This window comes from Pseudoroseicyclus tamaricis (genome assembly GCF_012070395.1).
In the GTDB taxonomy this organism is placed as follows: domain Bacteria; phylum Pseudomonadota; class Alphaproteobacteria; order Rhodobacterales; family Rhodobacteraceae; genus Pseudoroseicyclus_A; species Pseudoroseicyclus_A tamaricis.
In genome coordinates this window covers 822692-842435 of the sequence record NZ_JAAFYS010000002.1, presented here as the reverse complement: position 1 = coordinate 842435, position 19744 = coordinate 822692, and the positions used below count along the sequence as shown (strand labels likewise).

Sequence of the window (19744 nt, the reverse complement as noted above, 5' to 3'; positions counted from 1 at the left end):
GGCTGGCCCCCGGTCCGCGGCCGGCAATGCGCGCGACCGCCTCAGACGGGCGTCGACCCGTCCTGCCGGACGGGCTCCGGCTCCGCCTCATTGCTCGGGGGCGTGTCGTTGACCGAGACGATCTGCGGGCGCATGCCCTTGCGGGCGGGCGGGGCGTCGGAATTCTCGTCGATGAACTTCAGCACCAGCGGCCGGATGTTGTTGCGCCAGGACTTGCCGGCGAAGATGCCGTAGTGCCCGGCGCCCGGCTCCAGGTGCGCCGCCTTCTTCTCTCGCGGCAGGCCGGTGAGCAGGTCGAGCGCGGCGTAGCACTGGCCGGGGGCGGAGATGTCGTCCTCCTCGCCTTCGACGACCTTGACCGCGACGCGGGTGATCTTGCCGATGTCCACTGGCCGGCCGGCGACCTCGAAGGCGTTCCGCGCAATCTCGCGGTTCTTGAAGATGCGCTCGACGGTGGAGAGGTAGAATTCCGCCGTCATGTCCATCACCGCGAGGTATTCGTCGTAGAAGACATTGTGGCGGTCGTTGTCCTCCGCCTCGCCCTTGGCGGCGCTGACGATCTGGCTCTGGAAGGCCTCGCTGTGCGTCTCGAGGTTCATCGAGATGAAGGAGCTCAGCTGCAGAAGGCCCGGGTAGACGAGCCGTCCGACGCCGGCATACTTGAAGCCGACCTGCTGGATCGCTCCCTGCTCCAGCTGCCCCATGGTGACGGAGCGGCCGAAATCGGTGACCTCGGTCGGCGTCGCGTCGGGGTCGATCGGGCCGCCGATGAGAGTGAGCGAGCGGGGCTGCGCGTCGGGCTCGTCCTCGGCGAGGAGGGCCGTGGCGGCGAGGGTGAGCGGCGCCGGCTGGCAGATGGCGATGACGTGCAGGTCCGCCCCGAGGGCCTTCATGAACTCCACGAGGTAGAGCGTGTAATCCTCGACATCGAACTTGCCCTCCGACACCGGAATGTCACGGGCGTTGTGCCAGTCGGTGACGAAGACCTCGCAATCGGGCAGAAGAGAGATAACTGTCTTGCGCAGGAGGGTGGCGTAATGGCCCGACATGGGCGCGACGAGCAGAACCCGGCGGCGGCGCGGTTCGCGCCCCGGCACCTTGAAGTGGATGAGATCGCCGAAGGGCTTCTCGACCATCTTCATCACCCGCACCACGTGGTCGCGGCCATCGGCGCCGGTGATCGTGGGGATGCCCCATGCGGGCTTCACGACCATGCGCGAGAAGCTGCGCTCCGTCACCTCGCCCCAGGCCTTCAGCCAGGGGGCCATCGGATGGGCGGACATGGCGGGGTAGGAGCCGAGCGCCTGCGCCGTGGCGCCGAGCCACTGGTTGGTGTTGCGGACCGTCTCCATGAGATCGTAGGTGAACATGTTCTTCATCAGACCCTCCGATCGGCTCTGTCGACACCCGGCGCGCGGCGGAATTCCAACCGCGGGGCCGTCAATGCTGCACATGCAAAGTAGTCCTTGAATTAACACATGTCCATCGATGAGACCGATAACGGCGCGGAAGAGCCCCCGACCCAGGCGAAGCTGGAAGCGAACCTCGCCCGGATCGAGGCGATGAGCGCCCGCTTCCTCGCCGCTATTTCGCAGGCGCGGCAAGTGCCGCCCGGCCTCGCCGGGCCGAGCCCCGATCTCTATGCCAAGGCGGCCACCGCGTGGTGGCATCAGGCCGTGCATGACCCGGCCAAGCTGATCGAGCAGCAGATCGGCTGGTGGGGGGAGACGGTGAAGCACTATGTGGAGGCCCAGCAGCATCTCGCGCAGGGCCGTCTGACCGCCCCGTCGGGGGAGGAGGCGCCGGCCCCTAAAGACAAGCGCTTCGCCAACCCGCTCTGGGAAAGCCACCCCTATTTCAACTACATCAAGCAGCAGTACCTCGTGAACGCCGCCGCCATCGAGGCGGCCGTCGACGCGATCGAGCTGGAGCCGCGCGAGAAGAAGCGGCTGGCCTATTTCAGCCGCCAGATCGTCGAGCTGCTCTCGCCCACCAACTTCCTCGCCACCAACCCCGACGCGCTGGAGCGGGCAGTGGAGACGGAGGGGCAGAGCCTCGTCGACGGGCTGGAGAACCTCGTGGCGGACCTCGAGGCGAATGCCGGCGACCTCGTCGTCTCCCTCGCCGACCGCTCCGCCTTCCGCCTCGGCGAGAATCTCGCGACCACGCCGGGGTCCGTCGTCTACCGCAATCACCTCTTCGAGCTGATCCAGTACGCACCGTCCACGAAGGAGGTGCACAAGATCCCCGTGGTGATCTTCCCGCCTTGGATCAACAAGTTCTACATCCTCGACCTCAAGGAGAAGAACAGCTTCATCAAGTGGCTGGTCGATCAGGGCTACACGGTCTTCGTCGTCTCGTGGATCAATCCGACGCCCGGCTTCCGCGAGACGGGGCTGCTGGACTATATCGAGCAGGGCTACCTGACGGCGATGACCGAGGCGCGGAAGATCTGCGGCACCCGCCGCGTCAACGCCATCGGCTACTGCATCGGTGGCACGACCCTGTCGCTGACGCTGGCTCTGCTGAAGAAGCGGGGCGAGGACCTCGTTAAATCGGCGACCTTCTTCACGACGATGACCGACTTCTCCGATCAGGGGGAGATGGGCGTCTTCCTCGACGACGGCTTCGTCACCTCCATCGAGGCGGAGGCGGAGGAGACCGGGATCATGGACAAGTTCTACATGGCCCGCACCTTCTCCTTCCTCCGCGCGGGGGACCTGATCTACCGCCCCGCCGTGCGCAGCTACATGATGGGCGAGCCGCCCCCCGCCTTCGACCTGCTCTTCTGGAACGGCGATGGCACCAACCTGCCGGCGAAGATGGCGGTGGAGTACCTGCGCGGGCTCTGCCAGCAGGATCGCTTCGTGCAGGGCGGCTTCCCATTGGGCGGCGAGCGGGTGCACATCTCCGATGTCACCGTGCCGCTCTGCTCCATCGCCTGCGAGACGGATCACATCGCCGCATGGCGCTCCTGCTACGAGGGGTTCCGGCAGTATGGCTCGGAGGACAAGACGTTCCTCCTCTCCGAGAGTGGGCACATCGCGGGGATCGTCAATCCGCCCTCGAAGAAGAAGTACGGCCACTACACCGGCGGCGACCTGGGGCAGGATGCCGAGGGCTGGCGGCAGACGGCGCAGAAGCACGACGGCTCCTGGTGGCCCCGCTGGGAGGCATGGCTGCGGCCCCGGGCCGGCAAGCCGGTGCCTGCCCGGCAGCCCGGCGATTCGGGCCATCCGCCGCTCGGGCGGGCACCCGGCAGTTACGTCCTCAACCTGCCGGCCGTGGTGGAGCCGTCGTAACCCGTTGTTAAGTGACGCTAGGGGAGCTTTCCTTCGCTGCAGTGCAGAAAAACCTTGAATTGCTGCAGTGCAGCATCCATATTCTCCTCATTGGCGAGAGGGCGCCGGAAACGGCCCGCCCCGCCGGACTGAGTTTAAGAGGATTGCACCGATGGCCTACATGCCGAACACGCCCGATTACACCGCCGCCTTCAAGGACATGATGTCCATGTTCCCCGTCGACACCAAGGCGATGGAAAACATGTTCCGCTCGCAGACCGCCCTGGCCGAACGCATGTCGGCCGTGGCGATCGAGGCGGCGCAGAAATCGACAGATCTCTCCGCCCGCTGGACGCAGGACACCCTCTCCAAGATGGCCGACATCACCAAGGTGAAGACCGAGCCGACCGACTACGCCAAGTCGATGACGGCCTTCGCCTCCGCCTCCGCCGAGAGTGCCGCCGAGCACATGGCCGCCTTCGCCGAGATCGCCAAGTCCGCCCAGACAGAGACGCTGGAGCTCATGCTCTCCGCCGGCAAGGACATGCAGGACGAGGCCGCCGCCGCCACCCGCAAGGCGCAGGGCGAGGCCTCCTCGGCCGCGATGAACGCCACGGCCTGAGCGTCTGCGGGCCCCGGGATCGGGGCCGCGCGACCTCTGCAGGAGTGACCCTTGAAAGAGCGAGCTGCCGCCGGTGCAGCTCGCTCTTTCTTTTTCTGCATGGCGTCGTAAGGTTCTCTGCACCGCAATATGTCAGGGGGAGGACGGGCCATGGCAGACAACGCGAAACCGCTCTTGATCAAGCGATATGCCAGCCGCCGGCTCTACAACACCGAGACGAGCGATTACGTGACGCTGGAGGATATCGCGCTCTTCATCCGCGAGGGGCGCGAGGTGAAGATCGTCGACCTGAAATCGGGTGACGACCTCACGCGCCAGTACCTTTTGCAGATTATCGCCGAGCATGAGAGCCGCGGCGAGAGCGTCCTGCCGGTGGATGTGCTGACGGACCTCGTGCGCAGCTATACCAGCCAGGCGTCGTCGGTGGTGCCGCAGTTCCTCGCCGCCAGCTTCGAGATGCTGCGCGAGGGGCAGAGCCAGATGCTGGAGACGATGACCCGCGCCAACCCGATGGCGCAGATGCCCGGCTTCGAGGCGATGCGCGCCCAGCAGGAGGCGTGGCTGAAAGCGGTGGGCGGCATGGTCCCCGGCGCCTCCTCCGGCCCCGCAGCGGAGAAGGGCGGCGAGGACCTGACCGACATCAAGCGCCAGCTCGCCGAGTTGCAGGAGAAGCTGTCGAAGATGGGGCAGTAGGGCAGGACGTTGCGCGGTACCTGAGGGGTGATGGCCCGCTCCTTGCGAGGGCGGGGGAAGGTGGGTCGAAAACCCACCCTACGGGCCGGAACGCCAGCCCCGCGCGATGCCGCCGGAAAGTGGGCGGAAGGCCCGACCCCTCCGTAGGGTGGGTTTCCAACCCACCTTCCCGTCCTCCGCCAGGCACACCACCCGCAGGCGCAGGGCGAGTGCCGGCCCGTGGGGTGGCGCTCCGACTTCCAGAGCGGCGCGCTTTATGCCGGCCAAGCCCCTCCATGATCCGAGCGGAGCACCCATCCCCGCCAGAGCGCCAGCCCGCGGGACTGGCCGGCGCTCGCCCTGCGCCTTTGGCGCGTACCGGGCGGGCGAACGGTGCCGGGCGTTGCACACTTCCGGGCAAAAACGGCGGCGGCGAGGCGCGCCCCGCCGCCACCCCGCGTCACGCCACTTCGGCAAACACCTTGTCGAGCGCCGCTTCGAGCTTGTCGAACATCTCCGCCAGTTGCTCGTCCGTCAGGATGAACGGCGGCGCCAGCACGATGCTCTGGCCCAGCGGCCGGCAGATCAGACCCTGGTCGGTGCAGGCATTGGCGATCCGCTCGGAGACGGAGAGGTTGCCGGGGAACGGCGTCTTCGTCGCCTTGTCCTGCACCGCCTCCAGCGCGCCCATCAGGCCGCGGCCGCGCCATTCGCCAATGTTCTTCTTCTCCGCCAGTCGCGCCATCCCGGCCTCGAACTGCGGGATCAGGCGGGCGATATTGCCCTTGATCTCGTCGCTCATCACCATCTCGATGGCCTTCAGCGCAATCGCGCAGCCCACCGGGTGGCCCGAGGCGGTGAAGCCGTGGGGAAACTCCTCGATCGCCTCCGAGGCCCGTGTCAGCCGGTCGCTCAGCTCCGGCCCGAGGATCACGGCGCCCATCGGGAAGAGCCCGGCCGTCAGCACCTTGGAGGAGATGATGGCGTCCGGCATGAAGCCGTAGCTCTGGCAGCCCCAGTCGCTGCCCGTGCGCCCGAAGCCGCAGATCACCTCGTCGGAGATGAGCGGGATGCCGTGCTTCTGCAGGATCGGCTGGATCGTCTGGAAGTAGCCCTCCGACGGCGGGATCACCCCGCCCGCGCCCATCACCGGCTCGGCGACGAAGGCGGCGATGGTGTCGGCGCCTTCGCGGGCGATCATGTCTTCCAGCTCCTGCCCCATGCGGGCGGTGAACTCCGCCTCGCTCTCGCCGTCCTTGCCCTCGCGCCAGTAATGCGGGCAGGTGAGGTGCAGGAACCCGTCCATCGGCAGGCCGAAGACGGAGTTGTAGGGCTTGCCCGTCATCGAGGCGCTTACTGCCGTCACGCCGTGATAGGCATTCTTGCGCGTGATGATCTTGCGCCGCTGCGGCTGCCCCTCGGCGCCCCAGAGGAACCACAGCATCTTCACCAGCGTGTCGTTCGCCTCGGAGCCGGAGTTGGTGTAGAACACCTTGCCGTCGGAGAAGGGCGAGACCTCGATCAGCTTCTCGCTCAGCATCACCGCCTGGTCGGACATGCGGCCGAAGAAGGCGTGGTAGCCGGGCAGCGTATCGTATTGCGCCTTGGCAGCCTCGGCGAGTTCCTTGTTGTCGAAGCCGAGCACCATGTTCCACAGGCCAGAGTTCGCATCGAGGTAATCGCGGCCATGAACATCGGTGATGTAGGGGCCGTGGCCCGAGGTCACGATGGTGGCGCCGCGGTCGGCGATGGTGGGCAGGTCGGTGAAGCCGTAGAAGGAATGGGCGTCGGCCCGCGCCTCCCAGCTGTTCGGATTGGTCTCGCGCATGGCAGGCCCCTCTGAGTGTTTGCCGGCGGATGCTAGACCTGCGCTCCGCTCTCCGCAATCGGGGGCAAGGGGGAGGGCCTGCGTCCTCTGGCCTTGGCCGTCCCGCGCAGCTACCCTTCGCCGCGGGGCAGCGAGAAACGGGGGCGGCGGCGTGAGCGCATCGGAAGGGCGGATCAGCCTCTGGGGCATCGAGGTCTTCGTGGCGACCGCCGAGGAGAAGTCCCTCTCCGCCGCCGCGCGCCGGCTCGGCGCCTCGCCCGCCACCGTCTCTCAGCAGCTCACCAACCTCGAGGCCGCCATCGGCGTGCGCCTGCTGGACCGGGCAGCGCGGCCCGTGCGGCTGACGCCGGCGGGCGACATCTTCCTGCGCCGCGCCAACGCCATCCTCAACGAGGCGGACCAGGCGCGGGCGGAGCTGGGCCTCCGCCAGCTCACCTCGCTCACCCGCTTCCGCCTCGGCATGATCGAGGATTTCGATGCCGACGTGACTCCCCGCCTCCTCGCCTCGATGGGGGAGGAGTTGGAGCGCTGCCAGTTCCTCTTGGAGACGGGCGCCTCCCACCGCCTCTACGACCTGCTCGACGCCCGCGCCCTCGATGTCATCGTCGCCGCCGACACCGGCGCGGAGGGGGAGGGGATGGAGAAGCACGCCCTCTTCGAGGAGCCCTTCGTGCTCGCCGTGCCGAAGGGTTTCCCCGAGGCCGAGCCCCGGATTCTCCGTCGCCGCCCGATGATCCGCTACACAACGCGCCATCACATGGGGCGCACCATTGCCGCCCATCTGGCCCGCGAGGGGGCGCTCGTGCCCTACCGGTTCGAGATGGACAGCTACCACGCCATCATGGCCATGGTCGCCGCCGGCGCCGGCTGGACGGTCCTCACGCCGATGGGCTGGCTCTCCGCCCAGCGCTTCCATGAGGCGGTGGAACTCCGCCCGCTGCCTTTCGCCCCCCTGTCGCGCTCAATCTCGCTGATCGCTCGCTCCGGCGCCCTCGGCGAAATGACCGCCAGCATGGCCGCCCGCCTCCGCCCGCTCCTGACCGAGTACATCGTTTGCCCGGCGGTGAAGGAGCACCCGTGGCTCGACGGCAGCCTCAAGGTCCTCGGCGAATAGCGAAGGGGCGCCCGGGCGAAGCCCGCGCCCCCCTGTCTTTGCTCCTAAGAAACCGGGGGGTCGCCATTTGGTGGCGCCATTGGTTCAAGCCCAATGGCGACGGGGTGGAAAACCCCCGGTCCTGTCCCCTCAACCGGCGCTCAGGCCCGGCCTCAGGTTCCGTAAGCCCGCCGTTCCGCCATCACCTCGTCCACCGCCTCGACGACGGCGGCGGCGATGGCGCGGCACTCCTCCTCCGTCAGACGCGCGGGCAGGCGCATGTCGCAGGCGGACATGAGCATGGCGCGGGTGCCGGGCAGGGGGCCGGGATCCTCGGGGAGGAACTGCCAGTTCCAGAAGGCGCGGGCATTGTCCGTCGACAGCCCGAAGATCTGAATGGCGACGTGCCGCGCGGCGGCGGCCGCGGCGAAGGCGCGGGCCTCGTCGCCGTCCATCCCCACGAGGTTGAACTGGATGGAATCGGGCGCCCGCTCCTCGCTCGCCAGCGGGTCCGGCACGTCCAGCCAGGGCGAGGCGTTCAGCAGCCCCGCCACGAGGTCATGGTTGCGCCGCCCGTCGCGCACGCGGCGCGGCAGCTCGGGCAGCTGGGCGCGGATCAGCGTGGCGGAGAGGTTGTTGAGCCGCAGGTTGTAGAGCGGCAGGCGGTTCTGCCAGCGGGCCAGCGCCGCATCGAGCGCCTCGTCGCGGTCATGCTTGCGCCAGGCATGCTCGTAGGCGCCGGACATGATGACGGCGCGGGCGATGATCTCCGCATCGTCGGTGACGAGGATGCCACCCTCACCGGCGTTGAGCAGCTTGTAGCTCTGGAAGGAGAAGCAGCCGACCTTGCCGATCGTGCCGATGTTCCGCCCGGCCCAGGTGGTGCCGAGCGAGTGGGCGGCATCCTCGATCACCGGCACGCCGGCGGCCTCGCATTGCGCCATGATGGCGTCCATGTCCGAGGTGTGCCCGCGCATGTGGGAGATGATGACGGCATCCGCACCCGGCAGCTTGCGGGCGAAATCGGCCATGTCGATCCGGTAGTTGGCGCCGCACTCGACGAGCACCGGCACCATCCCGGCATGGACGATGGAGGAGGGGACGGCGGCGAAGGTGAAGGCGGGGATCAGCACCCGCGAGCCCTTCGGCAGCTCCAGCGCCTCCAGCGACAGGAACAGTGCGGCCGAGCAGGACGAGACGGCGAGCGCGTAGCGCGCCCCCAGCATCTGCGCGAACTCCCGCTCCAGCAGCGTGACCGGCGCGTTCTCCTTGGCGGTGTAGCGGAAGAGGTCTGCCGACTGCAGCAGCCGTTCGATCTCGTCCCGGGCGGCGGCGGGGATGGGCTCGGCGGAGTAGACGTCGATCTGCTCGGTTCTGGTCATTTCAGCAATCCCGAAGACTTCTTTCGGGAAATCTTACACGCCGGATATGACAGTGCCAAGACGAACTTTGTTTGGGTGCGGGGCGGCGGCGCGGTCGAGCCAGGTTCTTTCCAGCGTGCGGAAAGCCGAAAGCTGCAAGGCCGACCGCTCCTATGACAACGCGGCGGCGATCCGTAGGAGCATCGCCGCCGCGTCCGGGGAGGCCGCGGCCTGGGCCCGGCGCTCCGTCTCCATGACGGCCCGATGGGCCTCCGCCAGCGTCGCGCGTCCGGCATCCGTCAGCTCGGTCCGCTGGATGCGCCCATGCTCGTCGTCGGGCGTGCGCGCGATGAGGCCCGCCCGCTCCAGCTTCACCAGCATCGCCTGCATGGTCTGCGGCGTCACGAAGGCGCGCCGCGCCAGCCGGGCGTTGGAGGCGCCGGGCTCCGCCTCGAGGCTGCTGAGGACGTTGTACTGCGGCGCCGTCAAGCCGAGGCTCTTCAGCTGCCCGTCCATGTGCAGGCGGAGGGCATGGTGCGCCCGTTTCAGCGCGTAGCCCAGCGTCTCGTGGGGGGCGAAGGGCGGAGTTTCGGCGGAGGGGAGCATCTTCGCTCTTTCAATATCAGCAGGCTTACATTATGTCAGCCCCCTGACATTATCTCTCCAGCCCCAGAAAGACAATCGCTATGCCCCGTCTTATCGGACCCGACTTCATCGGCCTTCAGGTCGCCGACCTCGATGCCGCCCGCGCCTTCTACGCCGACGTCGTCGGCCTCACCCCAGCGCCCGCTTCCCCGCCGGACGCGGTGGTTTTCGAGACGACGCCCATCCCCTTCGCCCTGCGCAAGCCGCTGGTCGATCTGGAGGCCACCCGGCCGCTTGGCCACGGTATCGCCCTCTGGTTCGGCTGCGACGATGCCGACGCGCTGCACGATCATCTGGTGGCCGAGGGCGTCACAATCGGCTTTCCGCCGAAGGACGGCCCCTTCGGGCGCTACTTCGCCTTCGTCGACCCCTTCGGCTACACGATCACGGCGCATACCGCTGCCCGAGGGAACTGAGGCCATGACCTGCTGGATCGGCGTCGCCTCGGCCGAGCATGTCCGCGGCGGCGTGGCGGGCGGCTTCGCGCAGCTGGGCCATGGCCGGCACGACGCGGTGAAGGCGCTGCGGAAAGGCGATTGGCTCGCCTATTATTCGCCGCGCGAAGGAATAGGGGAGGGAGCGCCCGTCCAGGCGTTCACGGCGCTGGGGCGGGTGACGTCGGAGGCCCCCTACAAGGCGGCGCAGGCGATGGATTTCAATCCCTTCCGAGTCGACGTGGACTATCTGGAGGAGGCCCGGCCCGCACCCATCCGGCCGCTGCTGGAGGTCCTCGACCTGACGCAGGGCCGCGCCGGCAACTGGGGTCTGCTGCTGCGCGGCCCGAAGCGGCGGGTCACGGAGGAGGACATGCGGCGGATCGCGGAGGCCATGGGTGTCTCGCCGGAGCGGCTGAGCCAGGAGGGCTGAGCGCCCGGCCCGTAGCCCGAAGCGCCCCCCTCCAACGGGCGGAGGGAGGACGCGAAGCGCAGGTCAGTCCTGGCCGGTCTTGATCTGAACGTTCTCGAAGGTGACGTCGCCGCCCTCGAGGAACCGGCGGCCGTTCTTTTCGTCGTGGCGCATGAAGGTCGGCGCGTCGAAGCGCACGCGCAGCGTGTAGGCGCCGTCGCCGGGGACCCGCCAGTTCCGGCCGTAGTGGTAGAGGTAGGGGTGCCACAGAAGCGGCAGCTCGTGGGTGCCGGCGTCGCTGCCGTCTGGCGCGGTGAGCGTCGCCTCGATGGTCAGCCCGGGGATCAGGCGGCCGTCGGCCGGGTCGCGGACGGCGACCTCGATATGGGCGTTCTCGTCCTGCGGCGGCTGCCATTCCAGCCCGTTGTCGCCGGGCACGTACATGCCCTCGGCCTCTTCCACGGCATAGGCGACGAGGTACTCGCCATGCGTAACCTCGCGCCCGTCATGGGCGATCTCGTCGGTCATGTGCTGAAGCGTGCGGGTGAGCGCCTCGCCCTGGGCGCGGCCAAGCTCCAGCCCCTTCTTGTCGCCCTCGTCGCTCGGGATCAGCGGTGTCGGTTGTCCGGTGCTCATGGGGTGTTCCTTTCGCGTCTCCCCATGAAACCGGGCGCCGGCGGAAAGGTTCCTGCCCGGTGTCCCGGCGGAAGGGGCCGAGAGGTCATCCCGGGGAGCAGGTGAGGGCAGGGCGGGCCGGTGCCCGCCCCAGGGTCAGACGATGCCGCCGCCCCCCGCGCCGGAGGCGGGGCGCTCCTCCGTCACCTTCGCGCGGTAGCCCGAGTGGCGGTAGGCGGCGAGCGGGTCGATGGCGGCGCCCTTCTCCAGCCGCGCCATGGCGAGGATCGGCGTCACGTCGGTGCGGAAGGCGCGCTTGAGCGTCTCCGATGCCATCATCGCGTCATTCTCCTCCTGGAAGCCGGCCAGCGCGGTCCGGTTGACGAGGAGCGCCTGCGCATAGGCGCGCTGCACCTCCATGGCGGAGTTCATCAGGCTCTCGATCGGGTCCGTCACATTGTGGCTCTGGTCGAGCATGTGCGCGGGGTCGAAGCCGGGGGTGCCCGCCGCGTCCACCAGCTCGTTGAAGACGAGGAAGAGGCGGTAGGGATCGATCGCACCGGTATCGAGATCGTCGTCGCCATACTTGCTGTCGTTGAAGTGGAAGCCGCCGAGCTTGCCGAACTGGATGAGCCGGGCGACGATCATCTCGATATTCACGTTCGGCGCATGGTGGCCGAGATCGACGAGGCAGTAGGCTCGCTCCCCCAGCTCCCTGGCGATCAGGTAGTTGGTGCCCCAGTCCTGCACGACCGTCGAGTAGAAGGCCGGCTCGAAGATCTTGTGCTCGGTGAAGAGGCGCCAATCCTCCGGCAGGCCGGCGTAGATATCGCGGGCGCTCGCGAGGTAGCGCTCGAACTGCTTCGTGAAGTTCGACTGGCCGGGGAAGTTGCTGCCGTCGCCCACCCAGATCGTCAGCGCCTTGGAGCCGATCTGTCGCCCGAGCTCGATGCAGTAGAGGTTATGCTCGATGGCCTGCTGGCGGACCTCGGCCTTGGTGTGGCTGAGGGAGCCGAACTTGTAGCTGAGCGGCTGGTCCGGCTGGTCCTGGAAGGTGTTGGAGTTCATCGCGTCGAACCCCAGCCCCGTCTCCTCGGCCTTGGCAATCAGGTCCGCCGGGTCGGCATCGTCCCACGGGACGTGGAGGGAGACGCGGGGCGTCGCACCGGTGAGCTGGTGGATCAGCCCGCAATCGTCGAGCTTGTCGAAGATGCCGGCCGGCTCGCCGGTGCCGGGGAAGCGGGCGAAACGCGTGCCGCCGGTGCCGACACCCCAGGAGGGGATGGCGATGCCGTAGGCCGACACCTTGTCCTTCACCGCGCCGATGTCGATGCCGCGGCGATCCAGTGCCTCGCCCAGCGCGTCGTACTCGGCGCGCAGGGCGCTCTCGGCCGTCTCGTTGGCGGCGGCGATGGTGGTCTTGTCGATCATGTCCTGTCCTCCCCGGGGCGCGGCGGTCAGCGCGTGAACGCTTGTACGTTGCCCGCATCGACGTTGACGATGTTGCCCGTCGACTTGGCGCTCTCGTCGCTGGCGAAGAAGTAGCAGGCGGCGGCGATATCCTCCGGCAGGACGGAACGCTTGAGCAGGCTGCGCTCGCGATACATCTCCTCCAGCCCGTCCTTGTCGGTGCCGTAGGTCGAGGCGCGCTGATCGAGCCACTCGCCTGACCAGATCTTGGAGCCGCGCAGCACCGCGTCGGGGTTCACCGTGTTGACGCGGATACCCTCCGGCGCGCCTTCCAGCGCGAGGCAGCGGGCGAGGTGGATCTCGCTGGCCTTGGCGGTGCAATAGGCGGCGGCGCCGGGCGAGGCGGCGAGGCCATTCTTGGAGGCGACGAAGATGATCGAGCCGCCGATGCCCTGGGTCTTCAACGTCCTGAACGCCTCGCGGCTGACGAGGAAGTAGCCGGTCGACAGGATCGACATGTTCTTGTTCCAAAGGTCGAGCGTCGTGTCCTCGACCTTGGCGGATGAGGCGATGCCGGCGTTGGAGACGACGATGTCGACGCCGCCGAACTCCACCGCCATGTCGGCATAGGCCTGCGCCACCGCCTCTTCGGAGGTGACGTTCATCTGCACGACGCGCACCACATCGCTGCTGTAGCGGCCGGAGAGGTTCTCCTCCGTCGCGGCGAGCGCGTCGGTGTCGATATCGGCCAGCACCACGCAGGCCCCTTCGGAGAGGTACTTCTCCGCCGTGGCCGAGCCGATGCCGCCGGCGCCGCCGGTGACGATGGCGATGCGGCCGGCTAGGCTTTTCGGCTTCGGCATCCGCTGGAGCTTGGCCTCTTCGAGCAGCCAGTACTCGATGTCGAAGGCTTCCTGCTCCGGCAAGCCCTGGTAGCGGGAGACGGCGTCGGAATTGCGCATCACGTTGATGGCGTTGACGTAGAACTCGCCGGAGATGCGGGCGGTGGCCTTGTCCTTGGCGAAGGTGATCATGCCGACGCCGGGGACGAGGTAGACCACCGCGTTGGGGTCCCGCATCGCCGGGCTGTCGTCATGCTTGCAGCGCTCGTAATAGGCGGCGTAGTCGGCGCGGTACTCCTCCACCATGCCCTTGAGGCCGTCGAGCGTGGCGGCGATGTCGGGGTTCGCCGGGTCGAAATCCACCACCAGCGGGCGGATCTTCGTGCGCAGGAAGTGGTCGGGGCAGGAGGTGCCGAGCGCGGCGAGGCGCTCCATGTCCTTGGCGCCCACGAAGGTCAGCACGGCGTCCTGATCGTCGAAATGGCCGACCTTGTGGCTCTCGCCGGAGATCATGCCGCGGATGGCGGGCATCAGCGCGGCGGCGACGCGGCGGCGCTCATCGGCGGGCAGGGTGGGGTGCGTCTCGCCGCCGAAGGGGGCCTTGCCGGCGGTCTCTTCCTCGAACCAGCCGATGGCGCGGTTGATCGTCTCCAGCGTCAGCTCGTAGCACTCGCGCGCGTCGTCGGCCCATGTGAAGAGGCCGTGGCTCTCCAGCACGACACCCTTGGCCTCGGGATTGTCGAGGCAGAACGTCTCCAGCCACAGACCGAGCTCGTAGCCCGGCTTCTTCCACGGCAGCCAGCCGATGGCGTCGCCGAAGATCTTCTGCGTCAGCTCCTTCGAGTTCTCGGAGGCGGCGATTGCGATGATCGAATCCGGGTGGACGTGATCGACGTGCTTCTTGGGGACGTAGGCGTGCAGCGGCGTGTCGATGGAGGCGGCGCGGGGGTTCAGGTTGAAGGTGCAGTGGGGCAGGTAGCCGACCATCTCGTCCTCGAACTCGACACCGCGATACTTGCCCTTCAGCGCGCGCAGCTTGTCCATGTAGAGGGTGGAGAAGCCTTCCATCTTGATCGAACCGATGTCGCCGCCGGAGCCCTTGACCCAGAGCACCTCCACCTCCTCGCCGGTGAGCGGATCGGGCTGCATGACCTTGGCGGAGGTGTTGCCGCCGCCATAATTCGTCACCCGCTTGTCGGAACCGAGCAGGTTTGACCGATAGAGCAGCTTTTCCGGCTCACTCATGGCGTTGGCATGAGCGTCGTCCCACGCGTTGGTGATACGGCTGCTGGCGGCGTCTTTCGGCATGGCTCTTCCTTCCCCTACGTGGGCGCTCTTTATCGCGGACACTCCACTGCGGCGCTGATGAAGTCAATTAGTTTCCGTCATAAACAATCATGCTGCGGCGCAGAGCGATTGATTTTGATCTTTTATGATTGACACTGAGCGGCGCGTCGAGACAGGCTGCCGGTCAGGGAGAAGGTCCATGATCGACCGCGAGCGCCATCGCATCATCCTGTCGTCCGAACTGGTCCGCTTGGCAGAGTACGCGTCGCCGGCATCGCGCGCTGGCCTCCACGGCCATGGGCTGGGCGCTGCAGTTCGAGGTAGGAACGGTGGGGCTGGTGGCCATCGGCCTCGGCGTCGGGCTGATCTGCGGGGCGTTCAACGGGGTGCTGGTGACGCGGCTGGGCCTGCCCCCCATCGTCGTCACCATCGGCACGATGAGCCTCTTCCGGGGGATCAGCTACATCGTCCTCGGCGATCAGGCCTTCAACGGCTACCCGCAGGACTTCTCCTTCTTCGGGCGCGGCTACGTCTTCTGGGTGGTCTCGTTCGAGCTGGTGCTGTTCCTCGCCTTCGCGGTGATCTACGCCGTGATCCTGCATTTCACCAACTTCGGCCGGCAGGTCTATGCCATCGGCAACAACCCCACCGCCGCCACCTTCTCGGGCATCCGGGTCGCGCGGGTGAAGATGATCCTCTTCCTGCTCACGGGCCTCATGTCCGGCGTCGCCGCGATCTGCCTGACCTCGCGCCTCGGCTCCACCCGCCCCTCCATCGCCTTCGGCTGGGAGCTGGAGGTGGTGACGATGGTGGTCCTCGGCGGGGTGTCGATCCTCGGCGGCTCCGGCTCCATCCTCGGGGTGGTGATCGCGGCGCTGATCATAGGGATGGTGACCTTCGGCCTTGGCTTGCTCAACGTGCCCGGCATCGTCATGTCGATCTTCATCGGCGGGCTGCTCATCGGGGTCATCGCCCTGCCGCGCCTCTTCCGCCTGATCCGCAGGAGGCGCGCGGCATGAGGGAGAAGCACGCCTTCGTCATGACGCTCCTGCCGGGGCAGGAGGAGGAGTATCGCCGCCGCCACGACGAGATCTGGCCGGAATTGGTGGCGCTGCTGCGCGAGGCCGGCGTCAGCGACTACTCGATCCATCTCGACCGTGCGACGCTGACGCTCTTCGGCGTCCTCTGGCGGAAGGAGGGGCACGGGATGGATGATCTCATGCGCCGCTGGTGGGCGCACATGGCGGACATCATGGAGACGAACCGCGACAACTCCCCCGTCCAGCGCGACCTCGACTGCGTCTTCCACCTGCCATGACGTCCCCCCGCCATATCGCCGTCATCGACATCGGCAAGACCAACGCCAAGCTGGCGCTCGTCGACGCCGCGACGCTCGCCGAGATTGACGTGACGACCCGGCCCAACAAGGTGCTCCCCGGCCCGCCATGGCCGCATTTCGACGTGGAGGGGCACTGGGCCTTTCTCCTGGAGGCGCTGGGCCGGATGCATCGCCAGCACGGGATCGACGCCATCTCCGTCACCACGCACGGCGCCGCGGGTGTCCTGCTGGCGGAGGACGGCTCGCTCGCCGCGCCGATGCTGGATTACGAGCATGACGGGCCGGAGAGCGTGGCGGAGGCCTACGACGCCCTCCGCCCGCCCTTCGAGGAGACGGGCTCGCCCCGCCTGCCGGGCGGGCTGAACCTCGGCGCGCAGCTGCACTGGATGCTGGAGGCCGACCCCGGCCTGCGGGAGCGGGCGGCGCATATCGTCACCTATCCGCAGTTCTGGGGGCACCGGCTGACGGGGCAGCTCGCGACGGATGTAACCTCCCTCGGCTGCCACACCGATCTCTGGAACCCCTGGGCGGGCACGCCGTCCTCGCTGGCCGAGCGGCTGGGGATCGCGGACAAGCTGGCGCCGGCGCGCCACTCCTCCGACATCCTCGGGGCGATTACGGGCGAGGTGGCGGGGCGGACGGGCCTCGCCCCCGGGACGCCCGTTGCCTGCGGCATCCATGACAGCAACGCCTCGCTCTACCCGCACCTGGCGGGACGAGAGGCGCCGTTCTCCGTCGTCTCCACCGGCACATGGGTCATCTGCATGGCCGTCGGCGCCGCGCCGCGCCGGCTCGACCCCGGCCGCGACACGCTCGTCAACGTCGATGCCCGCGGCGGGGCCGTGCCCTCGGCCCGCTTCATGGGCGGGCGGGAATTCGAGATGATCCGCGAGGGCGCCAGCGCCACGCCGACCGGAGCGGACAGGGCGGCGGTGGAGGAGGGGCTGTTCCTGCTGCCCGCCATCGCCGCGGGCACCGGCCCCTTCGCCGGCCGCGCCGGGGGCTTCACCGCCGAGCCGGCGACGCCCGGCGAGCGGATGCTCGCCCTCTCGTGGTACCTCGCCCTGATGACGGACATCTGCCTCGGCCTCATCGGCGCGGAGGGCCCGACCATCGTGGAGGGCCCCTTCGCCCGCAACGACGACTATCTGCAGATGCTCGCGGCTCTCCGCCCCGGCGGCGTGGAGGCCTCTGCCTCCGCCACCGGCACCTCGACGGGCGGGGCGCTGCTCTTCCTGCCGGATTACGTGGAGGCCCCGCAGCGGCGGGTCGAGCCGCAAGAGGCGGAGGCCTTGCGCGCCTATGCCGGACGCTGGCGGCAGCTGGTGGACGGCGGGGGCTGAGCCTGCGCCGGTTCCGGCGCGAAAGGTGGCGCTTATGCGAGCGGGAAATCGCCTTTCCGGGCGATTCCGCGCGTCGGCGCGCCCATTTCTCTTGCGCGGCGGAAAGGGCACGACAATAGTCAAATTGTCTGGGCCTTCATGCGTGGGAGCATTGTTGAATGAAGGTTGCCGTTTTCGCAGATGCTTTTCCGAAGCTTTCCGAAACCTTCGTTCTGTCCCAGGTCCTCCATTTCGCCAATCTCGGCCATGACGTCACCGTCGTCTGCCGGGCGGCGGACACCACTCAAGCCATTGACAGGGCGGGGTTATCTCATGTGCGGATACTGGAGTGGCCCGCTGCCCGCTGGCATGCGCGGACCAGCCTGCCATGGCGGCTGCGCAATGGTCTCGCCCGTCTGGCCAATCGCCGCTTTCTGAAATCGCTGCGGAATCAGGACATCTTCCTCGCCCATTTCGGCTGGCAGGGCGCGGGGCTTGTCGGCCTCGCCGGGGGGAAACCCGCGGCGCCGCTGGTGACAATCTACCATGGCCGCGATGTTAGCCATGAATATCAAAGCAATGGCCTCACGCGTTACGCCGCCCTTTTCCGCGCCGGCACCCTCCACCTGACCGTCAATCGCCCCTTCGCCGAGCTTCTCGAAGGGGCCGGGGCGCCGGCGGAGCGGGTCGCCGTCCACCACCTCGGCGTGCCGGTCGCGGACTACCGGTTCCAGCCGGCCGACTGGTCGGCGCCCGTGCGGATGATCTCCCTCTGCCGGCTGGTGGAGAAGAAGGGGGTCGAGGTCGCGCTGGAGGCCGCCGCCGAGCTTTTGGCGCAGCGGCCGGAGCTCGACTGGCACTACGAGATTGCCGGCTCCGGCCCGCTGGAGGAGCATCTGCGCACCCGCGCCGCCGAGCTGGGGCTGGGGGAGCGCGTGAGCTTCGTCGGCGCGCTCGAGCATGCCGAGGCGCTGCGGCGGATCGGGGCGGCGCATGTCCTCCTCGCGCCCAGCGTGACGGGCGAGGATGGCGATCAGGAGGGCATCCCGGTGACGCTGATGGAGGCGATGGCGCTCGGCACCATCGTCTGCTCCACCCGCCATTCCGGCATCCCCGAGCTGATCCACCATGGCGCCTCCGGCCTCCTCGCCGACGAGCACGACGTCGCCGGCCTCCGCGACAACCTGCTCAAACTGCTGGATGGAACCTGCGACCGTGACGCGATGGCCTCGGCCGCGCGCGCCAAGGTGGCCACCGATTTCGACCAGCAGACGCGCAACGCCGCCCTCCTTGCCCGCTTCGAGGAGATCAGGGCGCCCCGCGCCGCGCGGTCCCCCGCCAAAGTCCTGCCCAGACGCCCCGCCGAGCGCCGGTCATGAGCGCCGCCGCCGTGAGCCCTTCTCTCAGCAATCGAAGGATGATCTGACCGTGCCGGAGCAACGCCTGAGGGTCAGCCTCATCCTGCCGACCTACAACAGGGCCGACTTGATCGGCGAGACGCTTGACGCCATCCTCGCCCAGACCCGTCCCATCGACGAGATCCTCGTGATGGTCGACGGCTCGACGGACGGGACGGAGGACGTCCTCGCCCGCTATGGCGACCGGATCTCCGTTCATGTGCATGAGAACATGGGCAAGGCGGCCACGATGAACCGGGGCCTCGGCCTCGCCACCGGCGATCTCATCTGGATCTGCGACGACGACGACCTCCTCGTTCCCACCGCCTGCGAGCGGCTGGCCGGCGTGCTGGAGGCGGAGCCGCAGACGGAGTTCGTCGCCGGGCAGCACAAGGTGTTCCACGTCGATCCGGCGAGCGGAGAGAAGGTGTTCGCCAAATACCTAAACTGGCACCCCGGCGGGCCGGGAACCATCTTCCCCAACATGCTCGACGATTGCTTCATCCTGCAGCCCGCCCTCCTGTCGCGGCGGCTGTGCTATGACCGCGTCGGCGGCTTCGACACGGCGTTCATCCGCTCGCAGGATTACGAGATGAACCTGCGCATCGCCCGCCATTGCCGGGGCCGGCTGGTGGACGAGGTGGTCTACCTCTACCGCAAGCACGAGGGGCCGCGGGGGCCGTCCTCCGCCCCCATCGCGGCGAGCGAGATCATGGCCAAGTGGAAGATCTACAACCGCAAGCTCTTCGGCGCGCTGGTGCCCGATCTGGCGGATGAGGAGATGCTGCCCGATGGCGCGCTCGACGGCCTGACGGGCGAGGCGCGCGAGCGGCTGCTGCTGATCCGGCGCGGCGGCGTCTACGGGCGGCAGGGCATGTGGCCCGAGGCGCTGGACCTGATCTGCGCAGCCGCCGCGCGCGGCGCCCCCACGCTCAGCCCGGCGGAGGCGGAGCTGCTCTGCCGGCCGCTCGATTCCCCCTTCGGCTTCGACGATCTCGTCCATGACGGGCTGGCGCGCGGCAAGATCGGCCAGCTGATCCGCACCGAGCCCGTCGGGCGGCAGATGTGGAAGACGATGCGCCGTCACACCCGCTGGCGCCTCAAGCGCGCGACGCTGCAGGGCGAGCTGTCGAAGGCCGTCACCTACGGCCGCTTCCTCGCCTTCCCGGCCTGAGGCCGGGGAC

At 68.2% G+C, this 19744-nt stretch carries 17 protein-coding genes and 1 pseudogene; 11 read left to right on the top strand and 7 right to left on the bottom strand.

The features are described 5' to 3' along the window. Positions 1 to 41: 41 nt before the first annotated feature. The gene (phaZ, locus tag GY170_RS10395) at positions 42 to 1379 is read right to left on the bottom strand and encodes a polyhydroxyalkanoate depolymerase (RefSeq protein WP_163893124.1); all 1338 of its coding nucleotides are present in this window, start codon (positions 1377 to 1379) and stop codon (positions 42 to 44) included. A gap of 99 nt (positions 1380 to 1478) precedes the next feature. On the opposite strand from phaZ, the gene GY170_RS10390 reads away from it, so the two are divergent. From GY170_RS10390 to phaR, 3 genes are all read left to right on the top strand, one after another. Then, a complete protein-coding gene (locus GY170_RS10390; RefSeq protein ID WP_163893121.1) occupies positions 1479 to 3302 on the top strand; it encodes a PHA/PHB synthase family protein in 1824 nt (607 codons plus the stop codon). 160 nt (positions 3303 to 3462) lie between these two features. Continuing rightward, positions 3463 to 3903, top strand: a complete 441-nt coding sequence (locus tag GY170_RS10385; protein ID WP_163893837.1) for a phasin family protein — start codon at positions 3463 to 3465, stop codon at positions 3901 to 3903. 150 nt (positions 3904 to 4053) lie between these two features. After that, positions 4054 to 4596, top strand: a complete 543-nt coding sequence (gene phaR, locus GY170_RS10380; RefSeq protein ID WP_163893118.1) for a polyhydroxyalkanoate synthesis repressor PhaR — start codon at positions 4054 to 4056, stop codon at positions 4594 to 4596. A gap of 439 nt (positions 4597 to 5035) precedes the next feature. On the opposite strand, the gene GY170_RS10375 is transcribed toward phaR, so the two are convergent. Beyond that, on the bottom strand, positions 5036 to 6403 hold the full coding sequence (locus GY170_RS10375) for an aminotransferase (protein WP_163893115.1): 1368 nt from the start codon (positions 6401 to 6403) through the stop codon (positions 5036 to 5038). Positions 6404 to 6554: 151 nt separating this feature from the next. On the opposite strand from GY170_RS10375, the gene GY170_RS10370 reads away from it, so the two are divergent. Next, on the top strand, positions 6555 to 7517 hold the full coding sequence (locus tag GY170_RS10370) for a LysR family transcriptional regulator (protein ID WP_163893112.1): 963 nt from the start codon (positions 6555 to 6557) through the stop codon (positions 7515 to 7517). 152 nt (positions 7518 to 7669) lie between these two features. Here the strand turns inward: GY170_RS10370 and GY170_RS10365 are convergent, their stop codons facing one another. Both GY170_RS10365 and GY170_RS10360 read right to left on the bottom strand, forming a co-directional pair. After that, a complete protein-coding gene (locus tag GY170_RS10365) occupies positions 7670 to 8878 on the bottom strand; it encodes a DegT/DnrJ/EryC1/StrS family aminotransferase (RefSeq protein ID WP_163893109.1) in 1209 nt (402 codons plus the stop codon). 150 nt (positions 8879 to 9028) lie between these two features. Continuing rightward, positions 9029 to 9463 carry a MarR family winged helix-turn-helix transcriptional regulator gene (locus tag GY170_RS10360; RefSeq protein WP_163893106.1) on the bottom strand — a complete coding sequence of 145 codons (435 nt, stop codon included), beginning with the start codon at positions 9461 to 9463 and terminating at the stop codon, positions 9029 to 9031. 80 nt (positions 9464 to 9543) lie between these two features. On the opposite strand from GY170_RS10360, the gene GY170_RS10355 reads away from it, so the two are divergent. Further along, positions 9544 to 9918: a VOC family protein gene (locus tag GY170_RS10355; protein WP_163893102.1), complete on the top strand. Its 375-nt coding sequence runs from the start codon at positions 9544 to 9546 to the stop codon at positions 9916 to 9918. A gap of 4 nt (positions 9919 to 9922) precedes the next feature. Continuing rightward, complete coding sequence (locus GY170_RS10350; RefSeq protein WP_163893099.1) at positions 9923 to 10369, top strand: EVE domain-containing protein; 447 nt, start codon at positions 9923 to 9925, stop codon at positions 10367 to 10369. A gap of 63 nt (positions 10370 to 10432) precedes the next feature. On the opposite strand, the gene GY170_RS10345 is transcribed toward GY170_RS10350, so the two are convergent. The 3 genes from GY170_RS10345 to GY170_RS10335 form a co-directional block, all read right to left on the bottom strand. Next, positions 10433 to 10984, bottom strand: coding sequence for an iron transporter (locus GY170_RS10345; RefSeq protein ID WP_163893096.1), 552 nt, complete (start codon positions 10982 to 10984; stop codon positions 10433 to 10435). A gap of 135 nt (positions 10985 to 11119) precedes the next feature. After that, the gene (gene rhaI / locus GY170_RS10340) at positions 11120 to 12394 is read right to left on the bottom strand and encodes an L-rhamnose catabolism isomerase (protein ID WP_163893092.1); all 1275 of its coding nucleotides are present in this window, start codon (positions 12392 to 12394) and stop codon (positions 11120 to 11122) included. Between the two features lie 26 nt (positions 12395 to 12420). Beyond that, positions 12421 to 14523: a bifunctional rhamnulose-1-phosphate aldolase/short-chain dehydrogenase gene (locus GY170_RS10335; RefSeq protein ID WP_163893089.1), complete on the bottom strand. Its 2103-nt coding sequence runs from the start codon at positions 14521 to 14523 to the stop codon at positions 12421 to 12423. Positions 14524 to 14780: 257 nt separating this feature from the next. Between GY170_RS10335 and GY170_RS10330 the strand changes: the two are divergent. The 5 genes and pseudogenes from GY170_RS10330 to GY170_RS10310 form a co-directional block, all read left to right on the top strand. Further along, positions 14781 to 15521, top strand: a pseudogene (locus GY170_RS10330) (ABC transporter permease); the annotation flags it as partial. Next, a complete protein-coding gene (gene rhaM / locus GY170_RS10325; protein ID WP_163893085.1) occupies positions 15518 to 15820 on the top strand; it encodes an L-rhamnose mutarotase in 303 nt (100 codons plus the stop codon). The pseudogene GY170_RS10330 and the gene rhaM, both read left to right, overlap by 4 nt. After that, positions 15817 to 17184, top strand: coding sequence for an FGGY-family carbohydrate kinase (locus GY170_RS10320; protein WP_163893082.1), 1368 nt, complete (start codon positions 15817 to 15819; stop codon positions 17182 to 17184). The genes rhaM and GY170_RS10320 overlap by 4 nt, the downstream gene beginning before the upstream one ends. 158 nt (positions 17185 to 17342) lie before the next feature. Further along, entirely contained in the window at positions 17343 to 18542 is a 1200-nt protein-coding gene (locus GY170_RS10315) for a glycosyltransferase (RefSeq protein WP_163893079.1), read from the top strand. 49 nt (positions 18543 to 18591) lie between these two features. After that, positions 18592 to 19734 (top strand): glycosyltransferase family 2 protein, encoded by a 1143-nt coding sequence (locus GY170_RS10310; RefSeq protein ID WP_163893076.1) that lies wholly within the window; start codon positions 18592 to 18594, stop codon positions 19732 to 19734. Positions 19735 to 19744: the final 10 nt, after the last annotated feature.